Annotated in this window: 2 protein-coding genes; both read right to left on the reverse strand. The window is 67.3% G+C overall.

Annotated elements, in window-relative coordinates; translation table 11 throughout:
• Positions 1-32: 32 nt before the first annotated feature.
• The gene (locus tag AC3CF1_RS07925; protein WP_488449946.1) at positions 33-14183 is read right to left on the reverse strand and encodes a hypothetical protein; all 14151 of its coding nucleotides are present in this window, start codon (positions 14181-14183) and stop codon (positions 33-35) included.
• Positions 14183-16381: a hypothetical protein gene (locus AC3CF1_RS07930; protein ID WP_488449947.1), complete on the reverse strand. Its 2199-nt coding sequence runs from the start codon at positions 16379-16381 to the stop codon at positions 14183-14185. Before AC3CF1_RS07930 ends, AC3CF1_RS07925 begins: the two co-directional genes overlap by 1 nt.
• Between the last annotated feature and the right edge of the window lie 248 nt (positions 16382-16629).

The following is a 16629-nucleotide window of genomic DNA, read 5'->3' on the forward strand; positions in this document are numbered from 1 at the left end:
GAAAATATTCTTTACGCCATAGATCCCCTCGATCAGAATTCCGGGCGGCAACGCGCTGTTGAGGCCGAACGTGATCTCCTGCTTGGGCGCCCCTTGGGCATCGTGCCCTCCGTAGGCACGCTGACGACGTGCTCCTCATCGACTGTGAAGCTCACGCGGCGCGCCGGGCGCTGACCGCCGAACGCCTTCTTGACCAGTTCCGTCGGGGAGCGCCCGGTGGTTTCCTCGATCGTCACCTTGAATCGGACCATTTGGTTGAAGTCCGTCAGCTTGTTGGCTCGTAGCCCCGTCATGAAGAGCAGGTTGGAGCCGCGCGTGTCGCTCTGCTCCTCTCCACGGGCCGACCCGATGCCCAGTGACCCCGACACGAAACCGCCGTTCAGGTCGTCCGGTCGACCTGTGCCGATGCCACTGAGGCCCACAGAACGCGTCGCCTTGGAGCGACGGCTGGCGTCGCGATAGCGGTTGCCCCGTTCGTAGACCTTGATGCCGTTTCCGCCAGGGCGGCTGCCCCAGGCCGGCCCGACCAACTCAGCCCACATCGACACCACGAAGGACCGGCCGTCGGCTTTGAACCTCCAGAGCGCGCCCCCGTCGTGCATCTTCGCCATGTACGGACTCAGCCAGGACGGCAGTGCGGTGAGCAGGGCGACCAGCCCTGGCGACCGGAACGCGCCGGCCTCCTGAGCCAGCCTCTCGCTCAGCTTCCCGTAACCCGTCTGCTGACGGGAGGTCGCCTCCGGGGCTGTCGCGCCGTAGAGCATCGGCCACATCGCGGCCCAGGACAGACCATGCTCCAGACTGACCGGCGGCCGCAGTTCGGTGGTCAGCGCCAGGACCGGCGAAGGTTTCGGGGTCGTAGCCGCGCGCACCTCGGCGGGGTGCTCGTCCAGCAACTCGGCTCCGTCGAAGGCATCCCGGTTGGCGATGACATCCTTCAGAAGCACATTGAGGATAACCTCACCGAAGGTTTCGACGACGGCGTCGCCCACCTGGGCCCGGTTGATGACCACGGTACGCACGACCGCCATCTTCTGGTCCTGGTAGAGCCCTCGATAGCTGCCCACCGTCTGCACGCCCAGGGAAGCCGTTCCGCTCCCGGTCAATATGGTGGCGCTGCCGCCCCCGAGCACCAACTCGTTACCGGCGGTGGCCTCTGCGCCGCCATAGGCAGCGCCCAGGTAGCCCCGCTCACTCAGCGTCTCCTGGCCCTCCTCGCGGCCCACCTGGCTCTCGAGAATCTGTTGGGTATAGGGGAACCAGACCTTCACGATCTTCGGGCGACCGACCGGGCGGACGGAAAGGCCGACCAGTCGATTCCCGACCGGAATCATCGCCGCCGCGGCGAGCGCCCTCAGCAGCACGCTCCGGTAGACGGCACGGTTGAGTCCGTTCCAGACGGCGACCGCAGGCAGACCGGGCGGGTTCTCGATCAGCTTCTCCTGAAGCTTCCCGACTCCTCGAGCACCGAGCGTGTTGTAGATCGCGGTCCCGATGTCCGCCAACACCGAGCGCAGTTGTGGATTGTTGACGGAACCCGCCGGCGGGACGCTGTTGATTCGAATCTGCGCCGGCGATCCATCGGAAGTCGGGACGAACGTGAGCGGTGCCGGGGGCGATGCGGCGAGCGCGTCATTCAGGTCTTTCGGTTGCAGGATCGTCGCTTTCGCGTCAACCGTCGCGGACGGCGCCACCTGTTTTCCGTTGCGCAGGGCCACCCACGTCCACCGGATGTCCACGTCGAAGATCGGGCTGGGCATCTTCTGGCCGTCCGTGTCGGACGTCAGCGCGGTGGACTGGGTTTCGCCGACCTTGTTCTTCTTCGTCCGCGTGGCCTGGCGGCCCCCCTGCCCCTGCCAGAAGCTGCCCCCCTCGTTCCCACCGGCGCCGAGGTATCCGGAGAGGTCCCTGACCGTGCCCTTGGTGCGCTTGGTGGTCATGGTGTCGATGCTGGTGTGGCCGACCTGCACCTGCTTGTCACTGGCGCCGACGTAGGTGGTGCGACCGGTAGTCGCGGCCGACAGGCCGATGGTGAGCAAACGCTCGGGGGAAACCGGGTCCGAGGGGTGCGAGAAGACCCAGGCGACACCCGGTTGTGTTGGGTCGATGTTCAGCACGTAGTCGGCCCCCGCCCGCAGGGAGCGCTCGTTCAACTTGGTGAGGAGCAGTTCCCAGTTCGCATACTCCACGCCGGTCTTGTTGACGTCCGCGCCTGTCACCCCCAACTTCTGCAACCTGTCCCACGGCGTTGCGCCACCGACACCCGCCGCCTCCCTCGGCAGGTACCCCTTGGAGACCATGAGCCCGACGATCTGGTCGTAGAGCTTCGGCACGCCACCAAGCTTCTTGACGTAGTCCATCGTCGGTCCCCAGTCGGGGCCCGGGGTCCACCACCTGGCTGGGGGCTCCTCGGCGACAGGCTCCACGACGGGCCGCGACGCCGCTGTTCCACTCGCTTCGCCGGCTCGGCCGGAGGCACCCACCGGGTCAGCGGTCGCCAGCCCCGCCAGCGCATCCTTGTGCACCATGAAGTGCGCGAAGCCGTTGACGTCGACCCCGCGGGTGTGGGGTGTTGTCTCCCCGTCGCGCTCGTGGTGGACCTCCAACCGGACGGTGAAGTCGGCCAGCACGACCTGCAATTCACCGAGGACCCGCTCGGCCCGGGTCATCAGGGCCCGGTGATGGCGGATGAGCTGGTCGCCGCTCTGCCAGCCGAACTGGGACCGACCTCCGGACCGGAAGTACCGCTCGAGCGCCCGGAAACCCAGCGTCAGCGTTGCCCGGCGCGTCAGCGTCGTGTCCTCGCTGAGCAGGGTCTTGGCCACGACGGCCTGCACCCGGTCGAACCGGGTCTCCCCGTTCTGACTCACGTCGCTGATCTTCGTCACCGAGTTGACCGGCTGGTCACGGCGGCCGGCGGTGAGGCTCAGGCTCAACCGCTGGCCGTCAGCCTGCAACGTCAGGCGGAACACCTGCTGGTAGTGGCGGTCGATTTGGGGGCGCAGGATGTCGCCCAGACGGAGGGCGAGTTGGTCGTTGGACAGGTTCGCCTCGACGTACGGCTTCCAAAACGCGTACGTCTCGACGGGCAGCGCCTTCTGCACCTGGCTGAGCACCGCATCGGAGAGCTGTATGCGGGAGACCGCGTGATCCAGTTCCCACACCGGAAACTGCTCGGGCCCCGTGATGGCCACCGGTTTCAGATAGCCGGGGTCAGGCCTGCTCGCCGGCTTTTTACCGCTCTTCTCCGCGGGCCGTGGAACACCGCTCTCCTCCGCGGAGTAGGGCAGTTGAAATTGTGCCACCGCGTAGCGCACGTTGTCTTCGCGCAACGCGCCGTCCCCGGTCCGGAAGGTGAACTCCCGCCATTTCCCGGCCCCCTGCGCCTCCACCCGCAACGCCCAGTTGACCGGCAGGTTCACATAGCCCAGGGGCTCCTTGATCCGTAGCTGCTGGAACTCGGCGGGGGTGTAGGAACTGAGTTCCCGCTGGCCCTTGCCCGGCATCCGGCCCAGAGCGGCCACCAGGTCGATCCGAGCGCCGCTGAGCGCTTCGGCCTGCCCGAGCGCGGCACGGTAGACCAGCCCGGCGTCGTAGCTGTTCGCCTTCGCCCAGGTGTACCAGGACGCCAGCTCCCCGTAACCGTAGATCCGGTTTTCCTGCTTGCCATCGAACCGGTTGCTGCTCTTCGCGGCGGGAAGGCTGTCCGTGTCCACCGCCGGCCCTCGGGTCGGCACGGCCCACAACCGAATGTCGTAGGTGTTCCCGTCGACGGTGACCTCCAGCGCCGCTCCGTCGTCGAGCACCTGGCCGAACAGGGAGGCCAGCTTGCGCTGGACGACCTCCTCGGTGACCTGCCCTGCGCCGAACGGCACCGCCCGGTTGATCCAGGCGGTCAGATCCGCCACGAACGGCATCTCGCCGACGGCGTGGAAGGCGCTGACCATTCGGCTCCGGTCGGTTCTCGCATCCGGCGCGACCTGCGGATTCTGCGGGTCCGGCCGGTGTTGCGGCGGCCCCGAGTTCCACTTCGAGATCGCCTGCCTCGTGAGCCACTGCCGTGCGGCCCGGTCGTCGAACCTGTCCTTGCTGACGGGCGGGAGGCGTCGTGGTATGCGACGCATCATGATGGCCAGGTCGCGCAGCTCGGCCGCACCCACCACGCCCTCGGCACCCAGCAGTTCGGATGCCATCTGCTGGTAGTCGGCCAAGCCGGTGTACTGGGGATCCCGCTCATCGGCGTAGAACCGACGTCGGACTGCGACCAGTGCGGCGACTTCCTTTTCTCCGACCCCGGGCGCTACGGCGGTCGACGGCGGAGCGGCCTGCGCAGTCGACGACCCAGCCTGTCGGTCGAGAACCGCGAGCTCGACGGCGCCGACCAGATCCGCCGGCTGCGCGGGGGACGGCGACGCGGCCGGGTTCACCAGCGCCCACAGCGCGTCCCGCTCGGCGTTGCGCGCTGCGACCGAGTCAGCCTGGCCCGGTTCCTGTCGGATCTTCTTGCTGTGCCCGGCGTTGACCTTCTGAACCGTCGTGGCCAGCCCGGGAAGATCTGCCTCGACGAATGTCTTGGCCGTCAACGCCCGCACCGGGTGCCGGTCTCGCCAGGACTGGCGGGTGTCCGCCTCACCTGCGACCAGCTGCACGCTCGCCCAGGTCAGAGTCGCCCGATCACCGAGCTTGTGGTGGAACAGATCCTGCAGTGCCGCCGCCGGAATCGGCCCGTGCGGGCGGGCACCGTCATTCACCTTCGCGTATCGCCGGTAGGCCGACTCGATCACCCGGTTCAACGAGTCCAGGTTCGCGGGCGTCGGGTCGAAGGTCCCTTCCTCCTCCACGAGGGTTCTGCCGATGGCGCGCAACTCGAGCCGGCGATCGCGCTGCGCCAGCTCCTGGTCAGGCGACGGCGTCCGCCACTGCCTGACGGCGGCGTCGACCGCTGCGATCCCTCCGGCGACGGAACCGGAATCGAGTTCCAGGCGCAGCCGGTGGAAGCCGGCGCGTCGGGTCAGGGTCTCCATCGTGACTGGCTGATCGGCCTTGATCAGGTCGGCGACGAACCCGGTCAAACTCTGCATGTCCCCGTCGGTCACCGCCGACGCCGCCGGGTCGAACGCCGCCCTGACTATCGGCAGGAACTGCGCGTTGCCGGGATCCTCCGGCTTGAGACCCAGCGCACTGGTCTCGATCAGGAAGTCCCGGTACAGCACGCTTTGAAGCTGGCGCCGGGTCTGCGACGCACCCCGGCCACCCGACGTCCGATCGGCGAGGGCCTCCGCCTTGGCACGCGCGGTGTCCTGCCAACCCACGACATCCTTGAAGGAGGCCTTGAGCAGGGCCTGGCTGAGGGACTTGTCCGGCAGTTCGCCGGCCTTTCCGGCTTCGTCGACCAAGCTGTTGAGCTCTTGGAACGCCTCATTCGTCTGCTGCACTTCGGGATCGTCCGGTGAGAGCCGGCGCTCGGCCTGGTCGATTCGCATCCGGAGGACGGGAACCATGGCTTCGGCGTAGAGCAGGTCGGTGACCGTAACGACGTCCGGTACGGGCGAGGGGGTTCGCACCGGGTCGGGCATTCGCGGTGCTCTGGAGAGCCCGTTGTTCCAGGATTCGGCGACGTTGCTCGGACCCGCGGCGGCAGTGGCGGCGCCGTCGGGGCGGATGAGGGGACCATGGTCGCCGATGACGCCCGCGTAGATCGGGGCCAGGGTGTCCATGATTTGTTGCAGATCCTCGTCGAGGACCACCATCCGTTCGCCCGGGACGGGAGGGCTCATCAACGATGTCCGCAGGTCGGCCGGCAGGTCACTGTCGCGACGTCGTGACGGGGGCCGGTGATCGATGGCGCCGAGGAAGTGCAGCACTTCGTGGGCGTAGAACGCCGGCGGTTGGCCCTGCGCCCAGTGCGGCTGGTCCATCTGGGTGCCCGGCGCGGTGACCGCGACCGTGAGGTGCGCGCGTGCGGCGTCGACGAACTGCACCTCGACGCGCATGGGCAGGTTCACCATCGGCAGCACGTGTCGGGGATCGTTGAGGTATTCCTGCACGCCCCGGGTAGCCAACTGCCGCACCTCGGCGACCGCGTCCGCGCCGCCGGTCAGGTGCACCCGCACCACGAACAACATCTCGTCATCGCCGCGCACCAGCTCGTAGCGCACCGCGACCTGTTCACCCGCACCGGGCACCACGCGCAAGCGCCTGCCGTCAGGGGTGTCGACGAAGCGGAACGGCTCCGCATCCGTGGAACCCTGACGCCACCGCTCAGTAGCGATCTCCAGCCGTCGGACCGGCCTCGGCTGCAGCTCGCCCCCGGGAACACCGCGCCACGGCCACATCGGTTCCAGGACGTCCATGATCTGCTGGAGGTCCGCGTCACGGACCTCCATCGGTACGGTCGCCGGGGCCTTGCCGCGCGGGCGCTGATGGCCGGTCGCGCCGATGGCACGCAGCACCTCGTGCGCGTAGAACGCCGGGAACTGATCCCCTGCCCAGCCCTGGCCGGTCGGCGGCTCCCCCGACAGCACCGGAACTATGAGGTGCGCCTGCCCGGCATCGACGAACTGCACCTCGACCCGGAGTCGACGATCGGCCATCGGCAGCCGGTGTCCCGGCTTGTTGAGGTGGAGCTCCACCCCCGCCTTCGTCTGCGCCTTGACGTGCGAAACGGCGTCCGGGTCACCGGTCAGGTGGACCCGCAGGACGAACACCAACTCGTCGTCGCTGCGCACGAGCTCGTACCACACCACGGGGCGTTCAGATGCGGGTCTCTTGCCCTTCGGTTCGGCGTGCCCGCCGTCCGCGATCGAGTAGACGTTGGTGATCTCCATCCGGCTCACGCCGGCAGGAGGACGCATCGCGTGCAGCCCGGCGTCCGCCTGCCGGAGCAGCAGGTGGAACCGCTGGGCGGCCGAGACGGCGGCTGCGGACCCGGCATCCCGACTTGCGGCGGCCGGTCCCTGATAGCCGGGAAACACCTTGGCGCGGCTCTTCGCCGGTACCGCGGCGGCCAGCGCGTCGTCCGGAATTCCCAGCGCCTGGGCGTCCTCCTTGGACACGACGATATCCGTGTACCCGATCGCCTCGACCTTTTGCGCTTCGCGCTTCCCCGGCCACTCGACCTCGTACTGCAGCCTGACGTGCACGACGAACAGGGACGCGCTCCTGCGCAGCCACGCCCGGCGCTCGTCCGACAGCGACTGATCGGTGCCGAGGGTCGTGGCCCGCTGTTTGCCGACGGTACCGGTGGGCCCGACCCAGTTGAAGCCATCCGGCGTGGCGGCGACCGTTAGCGACACGCCCGCATGTGCTCGGAGGGTGTCGAGCGCGGTGTTGCCGACGAGATTGGTTCCGTGGTCGTACTTCTCGAGCTCGGACTTCTCCACCCAGTAAAAGTCTTGAACCTCGGCGACGCGGGCTCTCACCACGAAGCCCTTGCTGCCAGCGTGGAGGTCCCCCCTGCCCGTCGACAGCGATCGGAACCAGGCGCCCTCGTCCGTGAGCATCGCCCCCAGCTTCTTGGGCAGCGACTCGTAGTTGAGTTGGTCGCTGGTGTCCTTCAGCCTCCCGGAGCCGCCCAAGCCCTCCGACGAGAGTGCCGTGCGCATCGCTCCGAGCCCGCGTACGGAGACGAGCAGCGCGTTCTCCGGGAGCTCCTGGCTCAGACCAAAATCGAGGGGGCGCTCGTCTGCGCCCAGAGCGGTGGCGCCGTCCCTGGGTTCGAGGACGATGAGCTTCACGGTGGCATCGAAGCCCTCGCCCTTCCTACCCCCGCCGACGACGTTCCTCAGGGTTGTCTTCGTGCTGGCTGTGCTCTCCTCGACCGTGCCGTAGAACCTGACGTTCTGGAAGTAGCCGGTCAGGTTGTTGGCGCGCACACCTTCCATCGACAACAGATTCGAACCGTGCATGTCAGTGCGGCCGGTGTTCCGGCTGAAGCCGCCCGGTAGGGAAACGGCCACGAACCCGAGATCGAAGCCCTGGATCTTGAGCCCGTCGCGCTTGTCCGGCTGGCCCATCCCACTACTGGCGCCGGCCGCAACGTGCCCACTGTTCCAGCGGCGGCTTTCGTTGCGTGCGTCGTTCTGCCGGGTGTACGACTTGGCGCCGCTACCGCCGTCGTGACTTCCCGAGGCGGGGCCCACCTGTTCGGCGCTCATCGTTATCGTGAAATCTCGGTGATCGTCACTGCGGTAGGACCAGGACACGCCACCGTCGAGCAACTTCCCCATGAAGGGATTCAAGCTGGCGGGCAGCGACTTGACGTAGGTGACGAGCCCGGCGGAGTGGAATGGCGCTGCCCCCTCGGCCAACGCCGCGACCAGCGGAGCAACGCCTGTCTGCCCGTTGCCGCCACTGAGCAGCATCGGCCACACCGTCGCCCCGTGGGACGCGTGCGTTTGAGCGGTCGACGGCCTCACCGTTGTCGTCCGGGTGTCCGCAGTCGGCCGGACGGATTGTGCCGCCGCGATCTGGTCGGCAATCAGCTCCGGGTTACGGAAGAGACGGGCGTAGGGGATGGCATCTGTCACCTTGATGTTCAGCAGCACCTCGCCCGCGACCCGACGGACGGTGTTGCCCGCCTGGACCTGATGGACCACCGCGACACGGACGATCATATAATGAGCGTCCTGGAACAAGCCCGAATATTTGCCGAGCGTGGTTGATTCGGCGGCTACCTTTCCCCTCCCCTTCACCCGGGTGTAGCTGCCGGTCCCGAGCACCAGCTCGCTGTTTCCAGCGTCGCTCTTCGGGGCGTCCTCGATGACGGGTTTCAAGCCACTCTTGCCGAGGAACCCGCCGGCCCCTGCCCCCGCCTGCCACATGTTCTCCGCGCCGGTCTCCTTACCCGCCTGGGCTTCGGTGACCTGCTGCGTGTAGGGCTTCCACACTTTCACGATCTCTGGAACCCCCACCGGTACGGCGGTCAGACCCACGGTGCCGCCGCCCACCGATATCACCACGCTCGCCCCCGTGAACGCCCTGAGCAAGAAGCCCCTGTAGGCGTCCCGGCTCAGCGCGGTCGACAGGAACGACTCCAGCTGCTGCGCCCGGATCTCCGGATTCAGCCGCAGGTCCTCGAGAACCCGATCGACCCGCCCGCGCAGCCCGTTCGCCGATAGCCGCTTCTCCTCGCCCGCGATCGCCTCCGTCGCTGCGGCCTGCAACTTCTCCGCACCCCAGGTTCCGATCACGGTGTAGGCGACGGCATCCATCCTGGTTATCGGAGACTGCTCGTTCGGATCTTCCATGGCCCGCCGCATGAAGTCCTCTGGCAGGTTTTCGGCGGTCAGCTCCGGGTGGTCGCCAGTGGCGGGCACGACGACAAGCCTGCCCAAGGAGTCGGTAGAGCCGGTGTCATTGAGCGCGTCCGGTTGGAGAATGATGGCTCTTGCGTCAACTGTGCCGCTGCCGGTTGTGGCGGTGCGGGGCCCGGCGGTATCGCCAGAGCCGGTGACGGGTCCGGCGGTATCGCCAGCGGGCTTGACCGCCCAGTGCCAACGGATCTCCGCCGTGAAACTCCGACTTTTCATCTTTTGACCGTCGGTGTCGGACATCACCGAACTGGACTGCGTCCGTCCGCTGTTCTCGGACTCTCTGGAGCCGTACTGGCCGCTCAGCACGCCCTGCAGCGATGCGCCGCCCTCGCTTCCACCCGCGCCTGCGACAAGCCCACCTTCCCGGGCCGACACCTTGGCTTGCTTGATGGTGGTCGCCACGGTGTGCATGTGACCGTACTGCAACTCGTATGGGGTCTGTTCCTTGAACGAGGAGCTGAGTGTTTCCGCCGTCAGGGTGACGGTGCGGGCGTTCTCCATGCGGAGCGGTGAGGCGGGATGCCTGAAGAGCCAAACAATACCCCGGTCGTTCGATGTGGAATCCATGACGTCGGCCGCCCTGGACAGGAGATTGTCCTCCGACAGCTCGTGGATGAGCGCCTGCCAGTTGCGGTAGTCCAGGCCGGGATTATTCTCCAGTGCTCCGGTCAGCGGCATTTTCTGCAAGATGTCCCACGGCGACGTAGCGTCGCCCCTTGCGGTGTTCGCCGCCTTGGGAAGGTGCCCTCCCTCGACCAACAGCGGGACGATCTTGTTATAGAGCGTCTCAACGCCCTCCAGGTGATGGACGACGTCCATCGTCAGGCCCCAGCCGCTGCCCGGGTTCCACCAGCGGGGATCAGCGGAGTTCGTCTTTTCCGTCGCGCTCGTAGCAGTAGCGATCTTGTCGGACGTGAGCTTGCTGGAAGAGGGGGTGGGGTCGCCTGCGACGGTGCTCAACTTCTGGAGATCGTCCTTGTGCACCAGGACATGCGCGAAGCCCGACACATCCCTCGACTCCTCGTGGAGCGGGTCGCCCTTGTCGCCGGCGGCCGTCAGGTGCTTGTCGGGATAATGGTGAACCCTCAACTCCAGGTCGAACTCGACCAACGCCACCTGCAACTCACCGACCACCCGGACGGCGCGGGTCAGGAAGGTCCGGCTCTGCTGGATGAACTGGCCGGCACTATGGCCGACCGGCTTCACCAGGCGCCCCATGGCCCGAACGAGCCGTGAGTCCGGCACCCGGGCGGACTCGGTGACCGAGATCCGGCCCATGGAGTCGACGTACTCGATGTCCTGGGTCCTGAGCACCGAGGCCGTCACGTCGTCGATCCGGCTTTCCTTGCTGCGGCTCACCTGACTGATCTTGGTGACGTTCGTGATCGGGCTGTTGTCCTTGGCGCCGAGGCTCAGGCTGAGGCGACGACCGTCGCTCTCGAGTAGCACCCGGAACGTCTGCTGGTAGCCGCGTTCGCCCTTGGCACGCACGAGATTCGCGAAGTGCAGTCCAAGCTCGTCGTTCGACAGGTATCGCTCGAGATGGGTCTTCCAGAAGGCGTAGCCCTCGGGCGTGAGAATGGCCCGGACACCGGTGATCACCTGATCCGCGAGTTGGATCCGGGTGACGCCGTGATCCATGTTCCACACCCGGAAATCACCTGGATCAGTGACCGGCATCTTCGTCCCGTAATCGGGGTCGGTCTTATCCTTCAGCTCATCGCTTTGGCTTTGCTCTCTCGAGTAGGGCAGATTGAACTCCGGCACCGCGTATCTGATCGTGTGCGTGACCGGGTTCCCCTCGCCGTCGGTGAAGGTGCGCTCGAGCCAACGCCCACCATCGTTGTCGCTGCGGAGGGTGCCCTGCCGGATGGAATTGACCACGCTCAGCGCCGTCGGCAACTCGGACACGGCATCGCGCTTGCGATGGTATGTTCTGCGCTCCTGAACCCGCAGCGTCCAGTTCACCGGAAGGTTGACCCAGCCCAGATCCTCCTTGACCCGGGCCTGCCGATACCTGGCCATGGTGGTGCTGCTGAGAGCCCGCTTCCCCGAGCCGCTGACGTGGCCGTAGGTCAGCGCCGCATCGGACCGCACGCCGGCCAGGAATCGATGGCCCGCACCGATGTCGAAGAAGGTCGCATCCATCTGCGTCGCCCAGTTCGCCCGTTCGAAGAAGCTGTAGCTTCGAACCTCCTGCGCGCCCGAGAACAGGCCGCGCTGATTGGGCAGGCTTTCCGGATCGACCTCCGGGCCGGCGTTCGGAATCGCCCAGAGCCGGATGTCATAGATGGTGCCATCGACGGCGATCTCCAGCGGTGTGCCGTCGTCGAGCGTCTGGCCGAACAAAGACGTGATCTTACGGCTGACGACATCCTCGGCGATCTGATTACCGCCGAACGGTACCGACTGGTTGATCCAAGCGGTCAACTCGCGGACGACACCCGCGTCCAGGTCGATGGTGTGGAAACCAGTCACCATCCGGCTGTGATCTTGACTGCCGACCGCCGAGGGGGTGGGTCGAGTGGCGGGCCTGTCCGTGCCGGGCCGCCATTTCTCGAACGCCTTCTCGGCAAGCTGCTGCCGGATCTTGCGATGATTGAACCGGGTATGGGCGCCGCCGTAGCGCAGGGAGGACTCCGGGCGCGTCATCACGGCGAGGTCCCGCAACACGTCCGGGGTCACCTGGTCACGGCCAAGCAGTTCCCGCGCCATCTGCTGGTAGTGGGACAGGCCCATGGAGGTGTAGCGGCGATCCCACGATTTGGCGTAGAGCCGGCGCCGCGTCGCGACCAGTCGTGCGAGATCCTCGTCGGAGACACCCACCGAGGGGCCCGCCGCCGCCAGCCGAGCGCGAAGGTCCCTCACCTCCTGATTGCGGTCTCGCGTCGAGTCCCCGTTGTCCAATCGGCGCTCGATAAATCTCGTGTGCACCCTGGAGACAGGTTGCGTCACCATCCCGAGTCCCGGCTGACTGACGATCCGGGAGATTCTCTGTCTCGGCAAGCGGGACGTCACCCACCAGGCCTGCCGGACGCTGCTCGCCTGGGCGATGTGCGCCACGTCCCACGAGCTCAGGGAGGCTCCGGGACCCAGCTTGTCGCGAACCAGCTCCGCCAACATGCCCAACGGCACGGGACCGGGCGGCAGATGGCCGGAGTGCTTCTTCGAGTAACGACGTTGGGCCCAGTCGAGAAAAACGTCCGACGTGCGGATTACCGCGCGATAACGCTCCCTGTCGATGCGCGATTCGTTCGCGAGCAGATGCAGACCGAGTCTTAGCAGTTCGTGCTTTCGATCGTCGGCCGTCCGAGGGTTTTCCTCTTCGATATAGCGGTTTACGTTACGCTCCAGGCTGGCCCGCAGGCCCGTCCTGCTCCGACTCTCTTCGAGGTCCTTCCTGAGGGTGGCGTAGCCGTGCCGGCGTCGCAGCGAATCGGTTCCCACCGGCCCGCCCTCGATGCGATCGTCGTACGCCTCCGTGGCGTACGCGATCAGCGTCGCCATGTTCTCGTCGGTGACGTGTCGCACCGATGGCCCGAGGATCCTCCGGGCCAACGGGAGGAACTCGCGGCGCTCGGCATCCGTGGCCGGCATGGACGTCATCCGGGTCAGCGGTATGGCTTCGCCGTCGCCCGTTACGGCGGGGAAGGTGTCCTGATCGTCGCTCGACTCGCTGGTGCCTCTTTGCGGCACGCCAGCCGTCAGCGCGTGGGTCTCGAGCCAAAAATCACGGTGCAACGCGCTTCGGAGCACGTGCATGGCTCGTTCCTGCGGGTTGTCCGCGCGTCTCGCCCTGTCATCGAAGCGACCGGCCGTTTCTGCACCATCTTCCCGCCACTCCCGCAGCGTGCCGTCCTTCGCCTCGAAGATGACTTCACTGACCGGCTTGTCGGGCAGCCCGCCGGCCTTTCGCGCCTCCCCGAACTCCGTGCGGAGGCCTTCGATCTCGTCTGTCAGCCTTTGGCGGGCCTGGTCGTCGAGCGACAGGCTCGGGTCGTCGAGCTGCGCCTTGATGGCGAGGGCGATGCCGTCGAGCCAGGCCAGGTCCCGGGCCGACAGCGCAGTGGCTGAGGGGACCGGAAGTGACACGGCGATGGAGTCCGGATGCCGAGGTAGCGGTCCCGATACCGCCAAACCCCAGGGGTGCATCCTCGCGGACACCTCGTGGGTGCGTCCGGAGGCACGCGCGGTGACCGTTGCCTGCTGACCCGGTTTGAGATCGTCAAGACGCGACATCAAGCCGGCGTAGCCGTCGACGGCCACCGGATCGGCGAGCCCGGTCGTCGGCTCCTCGGCCCGCGCCGGCAGCGTCGCTGCCACCGCAGGTGGTACGCCGATCTCGACGTTGTCCGACACCAGCCGCAGTTGACCGCGCATCGCCGGATAGCGCTCGAGTTTCCGCAGATCCGCGGGCGTGGTGAGCGTCTGGACCAGGTGGTTCTCAGGTATCACCCGGACACCTGTCGCGGAGGCCGCGGTGGTGACGCCTCGCTCGCCGGTGATGGGTAGGAACCGGTCGTCGACATGGTCGAGCAGGTCGGCACGCCCCGGCAGGTCGAGGTATATGCCGAAATCGTCGGCGACGGACAGCGCCTCATCGCGGGTGATGGTTCTACTGCGCTCCGGGGAGAGGCTCACCGACATGCGCGCGACGGTGGTCGGCTCCTCGCGCTCCAGCACCGGTCGCGCGTCCTGCACGCCCTGCACATTGTGGTTCACGTGCACCTGCACCAAGCCGTCGATACGCGGTGCGTGCTGAACATGCGGGGGCGCGTGATCGCCGGAGCCGGAGGGCTGGAGGTAGATGCCGGAAGAAGTCGGCGTGTAGCCGTCGAGGCAGATCGGCGGAGCGGAGGCGCCGGGCATCACACACCAGCCTTGTCGTGACAGGTGACGAGGTATTCCTGCATGCGCTTGATCGCCGCTCTTTCCGACTCGGACGACGGCGTGATGACATGGCGGAAGATGAAGTGCCAGGCGAGACGGTCTGTGCCGGTCAGGCAGTCGGCAGCCTTGATCAGCTCGCGCCAGTTGGCGTCGACCCCCCCGACGGCCACGATCTTGGCGATCGCCTCCACGACGGCGGCGTGCGCGCGGAAGATCTCGGGCTGGTGCGGACGGCGGGCCGCCCGCTCCTCCTCCAGTTCGCCCTTGGCGCCCACCACGGCACGGGCGTCGGCGAGGCTGAACTTCGTCTTGTCGACATCTGTCGCGGCCCGCATGAGTTCCCGCAACCACAACAGGCCCACCATGTAGTCACCGACCTCTTCGCCGAGGTGCGCCGCGTCCAGGCCGCGCGCGGTCAGGTAGCCGAGGGACAAACTGGAGTCGGCCGTCCGGGTGTGTGGTTCGATCGGCTCCGTGATCCGGGCGTGCTGCGGTTCCAACGGAGGCCCACCGTCCGGTTTCGGATCCCCCTGCGCCCGCAGTTCCTGCTCGATCAAGACCCGGAAGGCCGGCAGGGTCCGATCCGGCCGGTAGAAGGGGCTGTCTTTGATCTTCCCGTTGCCGGACCGGGAGGGCCGCTCCCCGTTGGCCACGCTCGCCGATTCCAGACCGGTCAGCTCCCCCGCGACCTGCCGGTTGACCAACTCGGCCGAGAACTGTTTCAGGTATTCCTCCACGGCCACCCACGTCGGCTGGGTGATGAGGTTCGCCACCAGTTCCGAGGGAACAGCCTTCGGCGGATCGGCGAGTGCCAGGGCTCGCCCGAACGCAGGGGTGAGACTGGAGAATGTCTCCCCGTGGGGCGACCGGGCCCCCTGCACATCCCAGACCCGCTCGAAGCCCTTCATCGTTGGCTGCACGGATGACCGCCCATGCTGGTCGGCGACGATGAACTTCAGTTCGTCGTTGCTCTCGGTGGCCACCACCAGTGTGATCGCGGGGTTCTTCGCCAAGATGTGGTGCAGGCTCTCGGCGATCAGTTTGTCCAGCGTTGATCCGTGCCCGCTCCGTGCGCCGCGGCGCACGTTGACCAGGATGCTCGGGCCGTCGTAGCGTTCGAGAACCGCCATGATCTCCTCGCTCACGGCGGATGGCCCGTCCGGGCCGAGCAGAATCGTGTTGCCCCTTCGTCGGGCATTGGCCGACACCCGCGGCGTCCACGTCGGCTCGGCCGGCAGTTCCGGCCGGTACGGCGACCCATCCGGCGCGACGACCACGAACTCGCTGTACGGGTGCTCCAGGACGGCAGCTCTCGGGTCGACGGCCCCATCGAGGACCACCGGAGCGACCGGTTCGGTGCCGCTCGCCCACAGCAACTGCCCGGCGTCGTCCTTCACCACCCAGAACGACCCGGGCGTAGGCGAGTCGGAGGGAGCGTGAACCAGTGCGGCGGCCGCCCGGCCCGACTCGAATTCCCGCAGCACGTTCGCCAGGGGCATGGGCATCGAGTGCAGACCGAGGGCGTCCGTCAGGTGCGGGCGGGACAGCGGGCTCGTGGAGACGAGCAGTTGCGCGAGGGGAAGGTTGGGCAGGTCCCCGAAGCGCGCGTGGTACACGCCGGCCAACGGCGAAAGGTCGCCCGCGGCGAAGTCGTCACCGCCGGCTGTCCGGCTCCCACCGGTCGCGGAATAGCTGACGAGCTTGGCCACGGAGGGTTGTTGATCCGGCCTGGCCAGCTCGGCAAGCTTTCGCCGGTTCGCCGCCAGCGCCTCGGGCAGCAGGCGGTAGGCAGCAGCCGACCGGGCGGGCGTACCAAGCTCTGCTGTCGATTCGACAGGCACGAGACGGGCCCCCAGGCCCGTCGGGACACCGCCCTGGACGGCGCTTCCCGGCACGCCGATCACGATGCCCACCATGTCCTGCGCCCGAACCGCGCTCTCCAGAGGCAGGAGCCCGGAGTCTTCCTGCCCGAACGGGACCACCACGAGCCGGCCATCGCCGGCTACCACATCCCGCAGGTAGGCACGAAGGGTCGGGGACTTGAAGGCCGAATCGGGAACGAGCAATGCGACGCCATCCGCCACCATGGTGCGCGCGGCCAGGTCGTACACCTGAGCGTTGGGCTGCATGGAGTCCGAGCCGGCTCCTTGGTACAGAAACATGCCGGGCCCGGCCATGGTGAACAGCTCAAGGCAGTCCTCTAGCACTCCCACGTCGCGTCTCCTCAGCTCCGCCGCTCACTGGTCGACGGTCCGTCCTGCCACAGGGGCGCCGGCAAGTCCTCTCTTCACACGACGTTGGCAGCGCTGGCTCCCGGCCCCGAGGTCGTCGGCGCCATGAACAGATCATCACCCAACCGGGCGGGAGGGTTGAAGGTCCGCGTTCGGGGGACACGCCAGTGGTGACGGCCCGCCGGCAACGCGGA

This window comes from Micromonospora sp. MGP-C2 (genome assembly GCF_057766525.1).